Origin of the sequence: Streptomyces rishiriensis (assembly GCF_003112535.1) — a bacterium.
GTDB classification, from domain to species: domain Bacteria; phylum Actinomycetota; class Actinomycetes; order Streptomycetales; family Streptomycetaceae; genus Streptomyces; species Streptomyces rishiriensis.
On sequence record NZ_BEWA01000005.1, the window covers coordinates 591,332 to 605,124 of the forward strand.

General features: G+C 73.5%; 12 protein-coding genes. 4 read left to right on the plus strand and 8 right to left on the minus strand.

Features of this window, described 5'->3' with window-relative positions:
* Window positions 1-80: 80 nt before the first annotated feature.
* From Sri02f_RS11290 to Sri02f_RS11310, 5 genes are all read right to left on the minus strand, one after another.
* The gene (locus tag Sri02f_RS11290; RefSeq protein WP_109000953.1) at window positions 81-512 is read right to left on the minus strand and encodes an SHOCT domain-containing protein; all 432 of its coding nucleotides are present in this window, start codon (window positions 510-512) and stop codon (window positions 81-83) included.
* Between the two features lie 196 nt (window positions 513-708).
* Window positions 709-1,413: an HdeD family acid-resistance protein gene (locus Sri02f_RS11295; RefSeq protein WP_109000954.1), complete on the minus strand. Its 705-nt coding sequence runs from the start codon at window positions 1,411-1,413 to the stop codon at window positions 709-711.
* A 50-nt stretch (window positions 1,414-1,463) separates the two neighbouring features.
* A complete protein-coding gene (locus Sri02f_RS11300) occupies window positions 1,464-1,661 on the minus strand; it encodes a DUF8691 family protein (protein ID WP_109000955.1) in 198 nt (65 codons plus the stop codon).
* A 272-nt stretch (window positions 1,662-1,933) separates the two neighbouring features.
* On the minus strand, window positions 1,934-2,476 hold the full coding sequence (locus tag Sri02f_RS11305) for a hypothetical protein (RefSeq protein WP_109000956.1): 543 nt from the start codon (window positions 2,474-2,476) through the stop codon (window positions 1,934-1,936).
* A 166-nt stretch (window positions 2,477-2,642) separates the two neighbouring features.
* Complete coding sequence (locus Sri02f_RS11310) at window positions 2,643-5,390, minus strand: winged helix-turn-helix domain-containing protein (protein ID WP_109001037.1); 2,748 nt, start codon at window positions 5,388-5,390, stop codon at window positions 2,643-2,645.
* Window positions 5,391-5,667: 277 nt separating this feature from the next.
* Here Sri02f_RS11310 and Sri02f_RS11315 point away from each other — a divergent pair, with 277 nt between their 5' ends.
* Complete coding sequence (locus tag Sri02f_RS11315) at window positions 5,668-6,480, plus strand: PhzF family phenazine biosynthesis protein (protein WP_109000957.1); 813 nt, start codon at window positions 5,668-5,670, stop codon at window positions 6,478-6,480.
* A gap of 24 nt (window positions 6,481-6,504) precedes the next feature.
* Here Sri02f_RS11315 and Sri02f_RS11320 read toward each other — a convergent pair whose 3' ends face one another.
* Both Sri02f_RS11320 and Sri02f_RS11325 read right to left on the minus strand, forming a co-directional pair.
* Window positions 6,505-7,311, minus strand: a complete 807-nt coding sequence (locus Sri02f_RS11320) for a CPBP family intramembrane glutamic endopeptidase (RefSeq protein ID WP_109000958.1) — start codon at window positions 7,309-7,311, stop codon at window positions 6,505-6,507.
* A gap of 672 nt (window positions 7,312-7,983) precedes the next feature.
* Entirely contained in the window at window positions 7,984-9,501 is a 1,518-nt protein-coding gene (locus Sri02f_RS11325) for a glutamate-cysteine ligase family protein (protein WP_109000959.1), read from the minus strand.
* 565 nt (window positions 9,502-10,066) lie between these two features.
* Here Sri02f_RS11325 and Sri02f_RS11330 point away from each other — a divergent pair.
* From Sri02f_RS11330 to Sri02f_RS11340, 3 genes are all read left to right on the plus strand, one after another.
* On the plus strand, window positions 10,067-10,657 hold the full coding sequence (locus Sri02f_RS11330) for a hypothetical protein (protein ID WP_109000960.1): 591 nt from the start codon (window positions 10,067-10,069) through the stop codon (window positions 10,655-10,657).
* 452 nt (window positions 10,658-11,109) lie between these two features.
* Window positions 11,110-11,298 (plus strand): DUF5999 family protein, encoded by a 189-nt coding sequence (locus tag Sri02f_RS11335; protein ID WP_057580598.1) that lies wholly within the window; start codon window positions 11,110-11,112, stop codon window positions 11,296-11,298.
* Window positions 11,299-11,605: 307 nt separating this feature from the next.
* The gene (locus Sri02f_RS11340) at window positions 11,606-12,688 is read left to right on the plus strand and encodes a LacI family DNA-binding transcriptional regulator (protein ID WP_109000961.1); all 1,083 of its coding nucleotides are present in this window, start codon (window positions 11,606-11,608) and stop codon (window positions 12,686-12,688) included.
* Here Sri02f_RS11340 and Sri02f_RS11345 read toward each other — a convergent pair.
* Window positions 12,681-13,751 carry an endo-1,4-beta-xylanase gene (locus tag Sri02f_RS11345; protein WP_109000962.1) on the minus strand — a complete coding sequence of 357 codons (1,071 nt, stop codon included), beginning with the start codon at window positions 13,749-13,751 and terminating at the stop codon, window positions 12,681-12,683. The genes Sri02f_RS11340 and Sri02f_RS11345 overlap by 8 nt on opposite strands.
* Window positions 13,752-13,793: the final 42 nt, after the last annotated feature.

Below are 13,793 nucleotides of genomic sequence, written 5' to 3' on the forward strand. Positions count from 1 at the left end.
ACCCGGAGCCGGGAGGCCGGCGGCCGGGTCCGCCCGGAGTCCGCCCGGAGTCCGCCCGGAGTCCGCTCGGGGTGGACGGCTCAGCGGCCGGAACCGCTCAGGACCATCTGCTTCGCCTTGGCGAACTCCTCGTCCGTGATGTCGCCGCGGGCGCGGATCTCGGAGAGCCGGGCGAGTTCGTCGACGCTGCTGGAGGGGCCGCCGGGGCTCTTGGCCGTCTCGCGGACGTAGCTGTCGAAGGCCTGCTGCTGCTCACGCGCCTGCGAGATCTCCCTGCGCCCCATGTCCTTGCCCCGCGCGACCACGTAGACGAACACGCCGAGGAAGGGCAGGAGCACGCAGAAGACCAGCCAGCCGGCCTTCGCCCAGCCGCTGAGGTGATCGTCGCGCAGGATGTCGACGACGACCCGGAACAGCAGGACGAACCACATGACCCACAGGAAGAACACCAGCATGGTCCAGAAGGCGCTCAGCAGCGGATAGTCGTACGCGAGGTACGTGTCCCCACTCATCTCTTTCCTCCGTTCCGGGCTCTCGCCCGACAACCCGGCATGGCCTCGCATGCCGTTCCCAGCCTGCGCCGGAAGGAGCCGGCCGACCTCACCCGGGACGGGTGAGCCCGATACCGGCGAGCCCGATACGGGCAAGCCCGATACAGGCGGCAGCGATACGAGCGGGCCCCGGCCGCCCCGGTGGCGGACGTGCGCATCAGACGGTCCCGTCGCGGTAGCCGCCGTCCCGGCCCTCGTCCAGGTCCCCTGCGGCCGTGCCGGCCCTGCGGACCGCGGCCCGCCAGGCGAAGGCGACGGCCGCCTCGATCAGGGCGAGCAGGACCAGCCACAGGCCCAGCAGCCGGGTCAGCGCCCGGGCCGACTCGGTGGGCAGCGCGAGCACGACGATCCCCGCGACGATCGCGAGCACCGCCGCGCCGACCACGACGCCCCGGTGGGGCATGTCCCTGGTGGCGAGAGCCGTGAAGAGCGTGACGATGCCGGACACCAGCCACAGGACGCCGACGATCAGCGACAGCGCGGCGATGGTCTGCAGCGGGTTCCGCAGGCACAGCACCCCGGCGACCACGTAGAGCACCGCCAGCAGCAGCCCGGTCACCCGGGCGCCGCCGTCCTCCCCGGCGAAGGACGCCACGAACCGGAACAGCCCGGTCGCCAGCAGGTACAGGCCGATGAGGACCGCGAGGACGTGCAGGGTCTCCTCGGGCCAGACCAGGATCAGGATGCCCGGCACGAACGTCACGACCGCCGAACCGAGGATCCACGTCCAGGAACGCCCGAGCACGGCCAGGGCGGCGGTCGGATCGCCGGTCGCCGGGACGGGACCCGGATCCGGACCCGGCCCGGCGGGCGGTCGGGGACCGGGGCCGGGGTGCGGTGCGGGACCAGGTGACACGCTCATGACTCCTCCTCGTGTCCTCGCGTCGGGCGAAGACGTCGGTCCCCGGAACGTCACTGCGGCAGCTGACGCATCTCCAGGACCCGCAGCCCCAGGGACTGGCAGCGAGCCAGCAGCCCGTACAGATGGGCCTCGTCGACGACTTGTCCGAACAGCACGGTCTGGCCGGACATGACCACATGGTCCAGCTCCGGAAAGGCCTCGGTCAGCGGCTCCGAAAGCTGTCCTTCGACGCGGATCTCGTAGCGCATGAGCTGCTCCCGGGACGGCCTGGGACAGGCGGACTGCGCCCATACCGCGATCCTCCGTCCCCCACGGACCCCCGGCCTCACCCGCTGGAGGTGAAAGCCGCGCGGGGGGACCGGCAGCGGGCCGGGGCACGTCAGCCGGGCGGCGCGTGTCCGCCCGACGGACGGGGGCGGGCAGGCAACCGGGCGGCCCGGTGAGCGCGCAGGCCCGGTGGGCGGCAGGTGCCGGGAGGTAAACAGGCCGGGGGGGGGGGAGGCGAGGAGCAGCCGGAGGGTCAGTGCGTCACCCAGAGCTTGAAGACGACGATCAGCAGGCCGAGCACGAGGTTCACCGAGGCGGTGACCGCGACCAGACGCCATGAGGCTCCGGCGCGCCGGGCCGCCGCTGCCGACCACCCCACCTGGCCCGCGACGGCGACCGCGAGAGCGAACCAGAGGGTGCCCGCCAGGTCGAGGCCGAGCAGCGGGCTGACGGCCACGGCGACGGCCGGCGGGATCGCCGCCTTGACGATCGGCCACTCCTCGCGGCACACCTGCGCCACGGTCCGCCCGTCCAGCCGGCGCTGCGCCAGCCGTGCCCCGAACAGATGGGCGTGCACATGCGCGACCCAGAACACGATCCCGGTGAGCAACAGCAGCAGCACGAGCTCCACCCGGGGCACCGACCCCAGGGTGCCCGCGCCGACCACCACCGAGGCCGCGAGCATGGACCCGTAGACGCCTCCGGTGTAGTCGGCGGCGGCCCGGCGCTCGGCAGCCTGCGCCCGGCGCTCGGCAGCCTGCGCCCGGCGCCGCGCGCCGTCGTCGGTCCGGGACATCGCGGCCTCCCTCGGCGAGTCGGACGGTCCGGGCCGGCCGCCCGGCAGAGGCCGCCGGCGGGTCAGGTGTCCACCTCACCATCGCACCCGGGAAACGTCGTCACCGCTTCACCCGCTACGGGCGAGCCGGCCGGCCCATCCGCCGACCGGGTCGCGCTGCGGCCGTTCAGAGCAGTCCCAGGTCGCGGGCGCGGCGCACCGCCTCGTTGCGGCGGCTGACGGAGAGCTTCCGGTAAGCGCTCTTGAGGTGGGTCTTGACGGTGTTCACGGACAGATACAGATCGGCGGCGATCTCCTGCGTCGACATGGTCAGCGCCAGCCTGCTCAGCACGTCGCGCTCGCGTCCGGTCAGTTCCTCGACGACCGGGGGCGGGGGGCCGTCGGCCGGCCGGACGCGGGGGTGAGCCTCCGTCGCCGGGCCGTGCGAGGTCGGCGCGCCGAGGAAGGGACGGATCCACGGTCCGGCTTCGGCGAAGGGGCGGCGCAGACCGTCGCGCCGGGCCTCGCGCAGCGCAAGGGCGACGAGTGCGCGGGCGGCGGCCCGGTCGCCCGCCTCGTCGGCCGCCTGCGCCCGCACCAGCAGGGCCCGGACCGTCACGGCGGGCCCGCCGCGGTCCTCGGGGCGCAGCCGGTCGAGCAGGTCGATCGCGGCCAGCGGCCTGCCGGCGGCGAGCTCGGCGCGGGCGGAGGCCACCGTGCACGCGGGAGCCGCGTCGGGCAGCGCCTGCAGCACCTTGACGGCCGACTCGGGCCGGCCGTCGGCGAGATGCGCGGCGGAGACGACGAGCGCCGTCTGCCCCGCCGCCCAGGGCGAGGCGACGGCGGCCTGCACGGTCCGCTCCGCCGACGTGAACGCGGCCGCGATGTCGCCGCGGGCCAGGTGGAGCCGGGCGGTGGCGATGGCCCGGCCCGCCTCCATGACGGGGTCCCGCAGCGCGGGGTGCGGCTCGGTCGCCTGCTCCAGGAGGGCCTGAGCCCGGCCCAGGTCGTCGCGTTCGACGGCGACGGCGGCCAGCACCAGTCTTCCCATGCCGGAACCGGCCGGCTGGGGCAGGCCGTAGCGCTCCGTCTCGGTCAGCGCGGCCCGCGCCGTGCGTTCCGCCCCGGCGAGCCGGCCGTTCAGGTAGTCGATCAGCGCCAGCCGGCCCAGCGAGTCCTCGCGGGCGAGCGCCGTCGAGGCTCCGGCGACGGCCCCCGCCGCCCCCGTCAGGGCGGTCTGCGCGTCCTCGAACCGTCCGGCCCACAGACGCGCCGAGCCCAGATGGGCGAGCAGGAGGGCGATGAGTTCGGGGTGTCTGTCCAGCAGGTGGGCGGGGACCACGTCGCGCAGCGTCTCGGCCGCCGACGCGGCCAGCTCCGCCCGGGCCGGCGCGCCGGTCAGCCGGGCCGCCAGCGCCTCCAGCAGCGCACAGGTCAGCCGGGCCTGCGCCAGTGCGGGCTCGGCGCCGGACAGGCTCCACTCGGCGGTCGGGTCCGGCGCGCCCGGGAGAAGCTCCCCCAGCCCCGCCGCCGGGCCGGTTCCGGTTCCGGTCGCCGTCCGGCCGAGTTCGGCGGCCAGGCCTTCCTCTGCGCGACGCAGGTGGCCGAGGCCGCGGTCGACCTCGTGCCGGGACAGCTCACGGGCCGCCCGGACCAGCTCCGCGGCGGGACCGGCGGCCTCCGGCGCCATCCGGGAGAACAGCTCGCCCAGCTCGTCCGAGCGCAGTCCGGTGAAGAGCCAGCCGATGGCCAGGTCGTCCACCAGCGCGTCGGCGGTGAACTGCCAGTCCCCGGCGGCTGCCCCGTGTCCCAGAGTCTCGGTGAGCGAGCCCGAGCCCCGCAGCCATCGTGCGGCCCGCCGGTGCAGTTCGGTCTCCAGGCCCGGCGAGCGCACCCGCAGATGGGCCCGGAGGATCTCGCCGAACAGCGGGTGGAGGCGGTACCAGTCCTGCTCCAGGTGCTCGACGAAGGCGTTCGCGCGGCACAGGCCCGCCAGGATGGGTTCGGCGTCGGTCCGGCCGGTGAGCGCGTTGACGAGGTCGGGGCGGAACCGGTCGAGGACGCTGACCCGCAGCAGCAGGTCCTGGGTGTCGGCGGGCTGCTGCCTGAGCACCTCCGCCAGCAGGAAGTCGGCGACCGAGGTGCGGTCGGCCTCGAACTCCTTCAGATAGGTCTGGGGGTCCGGGCTCTCGCGCGCGGCGAGAGCGCACAGTCGCAGGCCCGCGGCCCAGCCCCGGGTGCGTTCCACGAGCCCTCGTGTGGCGGGTTCCGGCAGCCGCAGTCCGTGCAGCTCCAGCAGTGCGGCCGCCTCCTCGCAGGTGAAGGCGAGCTCCGCGCCCCGGATCTCGGTCAGGTCGCCGGCCGCACGGTAGCGGTGCAGCGGCAGCAGCGGCTCGGTGCGGGTGACGAGGACCAGGCGCAGTCCGTCGCCGGCGTGGTGCAGGACGAACTCCAGCTGTTCGGCGATCTCCGGGTCCGTCGCCCGGTCGTACTCGTCGAGGACGACGACGACCGGCCGCTCCAGGGCGCTCAGCTCGGCGGCCAGTCGCGCGAGCAGCGTCGGGGGCGCCCGGCCCGCGTCGGCCGGGCAGCCGATGCCGGCGGGCAAGGGTGTGCCGGACGCGCGCAGAGCCTGGAGCAGGTACGCCCAGAACACGCCCGGCCGCTGTCCCGCCGCGTCGGTGGTGAGCCAGGCGACGGGCGTCTCGCGCGCCGCGGCCCAGTCGGCGACCAGCAGCGTCTTGCCCGCGCCGGCCGGGCCGTTGACCATGGTCAACGGCGTCCGCAGCGCCCGGTCGAGATGGCTGACCAGTCGCTCGCGCCGCAGAAACGCCACCGGGCGGGGCGGTACGACGAACCGCGTGCGCAGAAACGGATCCCCCTGGGGATCCGCGTCCACCGCCCGCTCGGCGTCGTTCTCCTCGGACTCGCTCATGGCGCTCACCGCCCCTGGTCCTGAGGTCATGGGTAGCGCTGCGCTCCTCCCCCAATATCCCAGCCTTCGGTCGGCGCCGCGCTGCGAGCGAGCCCGGTGCGGGAGAAGCCCCAGGCCGGCGGACGGACCAGGCGGACGGGCAGGCCGAGGGCGGACGGACGAGGCGGACGGACAGGCCGAGGCGTCGGCAGACAGGCCGAGGCATCGGCGCAATCCGGGCCAGGACCCGCGGATTGGCCTTGGCCGGCGACCGCGCCGAGCCCCTAGCGTCGGCGGTATGCGGATTCACATCGTCGACGCCTTCACCGACCGCCCCTTCGCCGGCAACCCGGCCGGGGTCATGCTCCTGGACGCCTTCCCGGACGACGGCCGACTGCAGAACGTGGCCCTCGAGGTCAACCATGCCGAGACGGCGTTCGCCCACCCGCTCCCCGGGGGCGGCGAGGCGGACTGGGCCCTGCGCTGGTTCACGCCGGTCACCGAGGTCGCCATGTGCGGCCACGCCACGCTCGCCGCGGCCCACATCCTGCGCACGACCGGCGCACACGAGGGACCGGTGCGCTTCGCCACCCGCAGCGGCGTCCTGGTCGCCACGCCCGCCGAGGACGGCTCGATCACCCTGGACTTCCCGACCGCCCGCCTGACGCGGGCCGAGATCCCGGCCGGCGTCGCCGAGGCCCTGGGCGCCGAGCCGCTGGCCTGCTTCGACACCGGCCCGCAGATCGGCGACCTGCTGGTCGAGGTCGCCGACGAGAAGACCGTCCACGCGCTGCGCCCGCACCACCGGGCCCTGGCCGCCTACTCCAGCCGCGGCGTCATCGCCACCGCCCGCGCCGAGAACCCGGACCTGGGATACGACTTCGTCTCCCGCTGTTTCTTCCCCAACGTCGGCATCGACGAGGACCCGGTGACGGGCAGCGCGCACACCGCGCTCGCCCCCTTCTGGTCCGAGCGGCTCGGCCGCCCCGGCCTCACCGGACTGCAGGCCTCACCCCGTTCCGGGCGCGTCCGCACCGAACTGCGCGGCGACCGCACGCTGTTGACCGGCCGCGCGGTCACCGTCATCGAGGGAGAACTGCTCGCCTGGTGACGCTCCCGGCGAGGTGGGGGCGGCTCACGCCGTCGGGAGCCACCCCACCTTGCCCGCGAGCAGCGCGTAGCCCACGAACGCCCCGATGTCGAGCAGCGAGTGCGCCACCACGAGGGGACCCACCCGGCCCCAGCGCCGGTAGAGGTAGACGAAGACGACGCCCATCACCATGTTGCCGATGAAGCCGCCGACGCCCTGGTACAGGTGGTACGAGCCGCGCAGCACGGCGCTGGCCACGAGCGCGGTGCCGGGCGTCCAGCCCAGCTGACCGAGCCTGCGCAGCAGATAGCCGACGACGATGACCTCTTCGAGGATCGCGTTCTGCAGCGCGGACATGACCAGCACCGGGTACTTCCACCAGACGTCCGGGAGGGCTTCCGGCACCACCGTGAGGTTGAAGCCGAGTCCGCGCGCCGCCAGGTAGAAGGCGATGCCGGTGCTGCCGATCACCGCCGCGATCGCCGCCCCCCGGCCGAGGTCCGGCCAGGGCCGGGTTCGGTCGAAGCCCAGCGTCCGCAGCCCGTGCCCGTCCCGCTCGCGCAGCAGGAAGTGCGCGACGAGGGCGACGGGGACGAGCGCCGTGGCGATCCCGAAGAGCTGCCAGGCGAGGTCGAGCCAGGGGCGGCCCGGCGCGGCCGAGGCGTTGAGCGTCGCCGCCTGGTCCTTCAGACCTCCCGGCTTGGTGACGGATCCGACGAAGCTGATCAGCGCGGACACACCGCTCGCGCCGAGCGAGAGCGCCAGGACGAGCAGTGTCTCGTCCCGGAGCATCCGTCGCGAAAGCCCGTCCCGCGGAAAGGAATCGGTCACCTGTCCCGCCTCCACCTGCACACTTGCCTCCAGTTGCGTGAACACACCGCATCCCCGCCCCTGCCTCGCCAGGGTCTCGAAAGAAGTGGCGACACCCGCGCGCGACAGGCCGCCGGGGGGACGGGCACCGTACGGGGCGTGCCTCCCCTTCGCATGCCGTACGGCGGGAATCCGCCGCGGACGCCGACCGGGAGGAGCACCACCGTCATGGGACGTCACAGCTTGCCCGATCCGTACGGGCCGGGAGGCAGCGACCCCCGCCCTCGCACCCGCGATCACGACCGTCGCGCCGCTTCTCCCCACGGGACGGGCGCGACGGCGGCGCCGGGAGCGACGGCAGCGACGGCAGGACCGAACGGGCGGTGGGACCGAACCGGCGGCGGCCTTCGACGCCCCGGGCGCCCGGTCCGGGACCGAGCGATCAGCTTGTACGACACGATGTGCGCCGCGACGCGCCGCGTAGAGCGCGGCAGGCTCCTGGTCGGGCGTGACCCGCGGCCGGAGACGGGCCGGGCCGGGCCACCCGGGGAGGGCGACGAGGGCGGACGCGTCGTCGCGCCGGGAACGCCGACCGGGGCGACCAGGGCCACCGGGGCGCGCGCCGGACCGCGGCCCAGGCGCGGCGGGAGCAGCGCGGTCAGCCGCGCCCGGGTGCGAGCGTCCGCCCGTACCCGTCCCGCCGACGTCCCGGCCTCACCCCAGGGCGGCCGGCTCGGGCAGGCCCACGGGCCAGGTGTGCACGGGCTCGCCGAGGCGCATCAGTTCCGCGTAGCGCCGCGTGGTGGCGGCCAGCGCCGCGTCGCGCGACAGCCCCGCCTCCAGCGCCCGGTGGAACGTCGCCACCTGCCAGGTAGCCCCGTTGACCCGCCGTCGGCAGCGCTCGTCGATGACCCCGAGATACAGGTCGCGGTCGGCGGGCTCCACGCCCCACGCGTCCAGTCCCGCCTCCGCCAGCGGCAGCAGCTCGTCCCGGACGAGACTCACCGCGTCCACCTCGACCAGGCCGCCCAGCCGCCCCCGCCGGGGCCACTGCAGCCGCGCGTCGATCCCGTCCCGGCAGGCCGCCTCGAAGTTGGCGGCCGCCGTCTCGAACGGCAGCCGGGACCACACCGGCCGGGACTCCTCGGCCAGCGACCGCACGAGGCCGTAGTAGAAGGCCGCGTTGGCGATCACGTCGGTCACGGTCGGCCCGGCGGGCAGCACGCGGTTCTCCACCCGCAGGTGCGGAACGCCGTCGGCGATGCCGTAGACGGGCCGGTTCCAGCGGTAGACCGTGCCGTTGTGCAGCACGAGTTCGGCGAGCGAGGGCACCCCGCCCGCGTCCAGGACCTCCAGCGGGTCCTCCTCGTCGCAGATCGGCAGCAGCGGCGGGAAATAGCGCAGGTTCTCCTCGAACAGCTCGTGGGCCGAGCTGATCCACCGTTCCCCGAACCACGTCCGCGGCCGCACGCCCTGCGCCTGGAGCTCCGGCGGCCGGGTGTCGGTGGCCTGCTGGAACAGCGGGGGACGCGACTCCCGCCACAGCTCGTGACCGAACAGGAAGGGCGAGTTGGCGCCGACGGCGATCTGCGCGGCGGTGACCGCCTGGGCGGCGTTCCACACCGCGGGGAAGCGGGCCGGCGTGACCTGGAGGTGCAGTTGCACGGAGGTGCAGGCCGCCTCGGGCACGATCGACTTCGCGGTGCACGACAGCCGCTCGACCCCGTCGATCTCCAGGGTGAAGTCCTCACCGCGCGCGGCTACGATCTGGTCGTTGAGCAGCGTGTAGCGGTCGACGTCGGAGAGGTTGGTCGACACCAGGTCGTCCCGGTCGAGCGTCGGCAGAATGCCGATCATCACGATTCCGGCGTCGACCTCGCCCGCCTTTCGGTGGGCATATGCCAGCGACGTGGTGATTTCCTCTGCGAGCCTGTCGAATACCCGGTCACCCAATCGGTGTGGGGCTATGTTGACTTCCAGGTTGAACATGGCGAGTTCTGTTTGGAAATCGCGACTCGCGATCCTCTCCAGTACCTCGCCATTCAACATTTTCGGCTGGCCGTCGGCACCCGTGAGATTCAGTTCGATCTCAAGGCCCATGAGGTTCTTGGGGCGGTCGAAGCGCTTCTGGGCCAGGAGCCGCTCGAGCCCCGTCAGACACCGTCGGAGCTTGTCCCGGTAGTGCTGACGATCGGACAGGTCGAATGCGCCTGCCACGACCTTCTCGCCCATCGAAGCGTCCCTCCTCGTGCGGCGGTCCGGCTGCCCCGGCCGCCGGGTGTTCCCGACAGGAAGGATGATGCCCAGCCCGGTCGATCGATAACGTCCCCGGCCGCCCACGGCACCCGCTACGCTGACCGAAAGCCGCCCGCGGCGTTCCGTTGGCACATTCGCCGGGCATGCGGCACGGGGCCTTTCCCGAATCAAGGCCTCGTGAAAAACGCCGACGAGAATGGGCCGACCGCTAGGCCTGCATAACCCGAGGTCATCGCGGCGCGCCCCTCGGTGAATCGGGATGATTCACACGTATCGCCGACCGAATGAACCCTTGCCGGGTAACCGCGGATCGACTAGACGAAACACAGTCTGAACACATGTCGTATAAACTCCGCGAACAAGGCAGAGAAGGTTGGCGCCCACAGTCGAAGGAGCCTGTCGTCGAGGTGACGGCAGGCCGCTCGCGCACCCGAGCCCCCAGACCCGGCCCCCGCCTCTCCGACCCCCCGAGAGCTAGCTGACAGCGCCGTCCGCCCCTGCCCTCGCGCCACCGTGCCTGTCGAATGAGAGGCGACCCACCATGCCTTTGCATGTCCCCCCGGCTCCCGCGCCCGCCCTGCGCTCCGTCCTCACGGCACTCGGTTCCCCCACCGCGGTCCGCGAGGCTCGTACGCCCGCCCTGCGCACCGCCCAGCAGGAGGCCGTCCCGGACCATCCGCTGCCCCTGCACGTCCTGGACGCGATCAGCGCGGAAGGCGTGGCCGAGACCCGGCTGGCCGGCTGGCGCTTCCTGATCCGCTGCGACGAGCGCGCCGTGGCCGCCGCCGAGACCCGGCTCACCCCCGACGGCTGGGCGTTCTCGCACTTCTTCGAGGGCCCCTACATCGCCTCCACCGAACGCGCCCTGCGTCAGGCCGAGACCGCGGCCCAGTCGTACCAGGCGCGCCTGCTGTCGGTGCCCGGGCTCTACATGCTGACGCTCTGGCTGCACGGCGACTGCGCCTCGGACGGCACCACGGGACACCCCGATCCGAGCGATCTGCTGGTGCCGCTCGCCCCGGCGCCCCCCGGGATCGCCGCCCATCGCCCGCACCGCGTCGCCGAACTGCTCCCGGTGCTGACCCTCCGGGTGACTCCGGCGCCTCCGCCGCTCCTCGGCTCGCCCGCCTGACCCGTTCGATCGGAACGACCCGCCTGCTCCGCCTGACCGGTCCGACCGGTCCGCGCACCCCGCCCACCCCTCGCCCCGTACCCCGTCGCCGCGGCCCCGGCGGCGGGGTACGGCAGTGCCGGGCGCCGCCGGCCGGCGGAAGACCGCCGCGGCCGGAGATCGCCGAAGGCGGAGAACGCCGGGCGGCCCGAGGTGACTAGCCCTATCCGGCCACCGGGAACCATCCGAAGTGACAGTGCGGTGGGGATGAACCGCCCGCGTGGGTGACGCGTCATGAACCTGTGAGAAGCGGTGCCGCCAAATCCCTGCGGAACGACCTCCGTAGGGCAACACTGGGTTCCGACGACGTATCACAACGGGGGGCGGCCATGAACGACACTTCAAGCCGCGGGACAGACACGACCGACACGACAGCCATCTCACTCATCACGCCAGAGCGGAAGTTCCCATCCATGTGCCAGCACCAGCCGCCGTGCCCGACAGCGACCTCAGCCGACCGGGAGTCCGCCCGTCTCGTGGCGCACCACCCGGAACAGGGCTGGAGCCTGCTGTGCAACGGCGTCCTGCTCTTCGAGGACACCGGTGAGCTCCTGCCGGACGGCCGGGTCATCGCCCCCCACCGGGTAGTGACCGCCGCCTAGAGCCTGCCCGGACGGCGCGGGACCGCCGTCCGGAGACCTGTGGGGCCGGCCGCAGACACTTCTGCGCACCGGCCCCGACGCGTGTCCGGCACCGATCACTCCCCGTAGTAGCCCGGCTTCGGGCTGACACGCACCCCCATGACACCCCCGGGCGTTCCCCCGGCGTCGCCTCGGGCATTCCTCGGACGTCTCCTCGCAGGTCCCCCTCGACCGTCGCCCCGGACGTCTTCCCACGGCGGCGCACCTTCCGGAAGACTCCTGGAAGTTTCGGCGCGGCGACCGGAACGGAGTGACGGAGGTGGGGGAAGTGACGACACAGGACAGGGCGCCCGCGTCCGGGGGCAGAATCACGATCACGGAGATCGCCCGCCGGGCCGGCGTCTCGGTGCCGACCGTGTCCCGCGTAGTCAACGGCCGTTCCGACGTCTCCCCGCGGACCCGGGCCAAGGTCGAGGACCTCCTGCGCCTGCACGGCTACCGCAAGCGCCCCACCGCCTCCCCGGCCCGCGCCACGCTGCTCGACCTGGTCTTCAACGATCTCGACAGCCCCTGGGCGGTGGAGATCATCCGAGGCGTCGAGGAGGTCGCCCACGCGGCCGGTGCGGGCACGGTGGTCTCGGCGATCCACGGCCGCTCGGGCGACGCCCGTGAGTGGATGCGCAACCTGCGCTCACGCGCCTCCGACGGCGTCATCCTCGTCACCTCGGCGCTGGAACCCACCCTGCACGAGCAGTTGCGCATCCTGGGCGTCCCACTGGTCGTCGTCGACCCGACGGGCTCACCGGCCGACGACACCCCGACCATCGGCGCGGCCAACTGGTCCGGCGGCCTCGCGGCCACCGAGCACCTGCTGGCTCTGGGCCACCGCCGGATCGGCCTGATCGCGGGCCCGCCCAGGCTGCTGTGCTCCCGGGCCCGATTCGACGGCTACCGCGCGGCCCTGGAAGCGGCGGGCCTCGCCGTCGACGAAACCCTCGTCGTCCCCGGGGACTTCCGTCCCGAATCGGGCTTCACCGGCTGCACCGCCCTGCTCGACCTGCCCGAACCGCCCACCGCCGTGTTCGCGGCGAGCGACCAGACGGCGCTCGGCGCGATCGAGGCGCTGCGCCGGCGCGGCCTGCGCGCGCCGGAGGACATGAGCGTGGTCGGGTTCGACGACCTGCCGGAAGTGCGCTGGTCGGCCCCGCCGTTGACGACCGTCCGCCAGCCCCTGGCCGACATGGGCAAGCTCGCCGCCCGCACGGTCCTCGGCCTGGCCCGCGGCGAGCGCCCGGACTCGCCGCGGGTGGAACTCGGCACGGAGCTGGTGGTGCGGTCGAGCACCGCGCCGCCGCGCGGTCGGCTGCCGTCGCCCGCCTCCGACCCGGTCCGCCGGGCGGGCCCTAGCTGAGGGCCTCGCGGATCGCCCGGTAGGCCGGCTTGGGCGCCAGCTGCTCGTCCCAGGGCAGTGCGGCTCCCTGACCGGGGAACACCGCAGGGATCCAGGAGTACTTGTCGGTGTAGTCCCAGACGGTGACGCCGACGCAGCGCCGCACCGTGAGACACGCCTCGGTCAGATCCCGGTACCAGTCGGCCTGCTGGGCCAGCTTCTCGTCGGTCGCGGGCAGCGGCATCCGCACGTCGACCTCGGTGAGCGCCGTGTCCAGGCCCAGCCGGGCGAAACGGCGGAGGTTGTCCTGCAGTGTCGTCGGATAGCCGTACTGCAGGGCGAGATGGGCCTGCAGGCCGATGCCGTCGAGCGGGACGCGCCCGGCCTTCAGCTCCTTGGCCAGGGCGTAGTAGGCGTCGCTCTTGGGGCCGACGGCCTCGATGTTGTAGTCGTTGAGGTAGAGCTTCGCCTTCGGGTCGGCCTCATGGGCCCACCGCAGGGCGTCGGCGATGTATCCGGGGCCGAGGGTCTTGTAGAACACGGTCTCCCGGTAGGTCCCGTCCTCGTTGAACGCCTCGTTGACGACGTCCCAGGAGTAGACCTTGCCGCGGTAGTGGCGCACCTCCGTCTGGATGTGCTTCTTCAGGACGGCGCGCAGCTCGTCGGGCGTCCACTCCCGGCCGGTGATCCAGTCGGGCAGCTGGCTGTGCCAGACGAGGGTGTGCGCGCGGACCTTCTGGCGGTGCTCGCGCGCGAGAGCGACGATCTCGTCGCCCGCCGTCCAGTCGAAGACGCCCTGCTGCGGCTCGGTGGCGTACCACTTCATGCCGTTGCCGGGGGTGATCATGTCGAACTCGCGGCCGAGGATCTTCGTGTAGGCGGCGTCGGTCAGTTCGGGGTTGTCCGTGGCGCTGCCGAAGTACCGGCCGTGGCGATGGGCGAGTTCGGCGAGGGTGGCCCGGGGATTTCCGGGCCCCGGTCGCTCGTGCGCCTGGGCGGCCGGTCCGGTGACGATCCCGGCGGCGACGAGGACGGCGGCGAGAGCTCCGGCGAGTCTGAGCCGGGTACGGACGGTGCTGGGCATGGTGCGACTCCTCACGTCGGGTGGGTGTGAGCCGTACGGTCC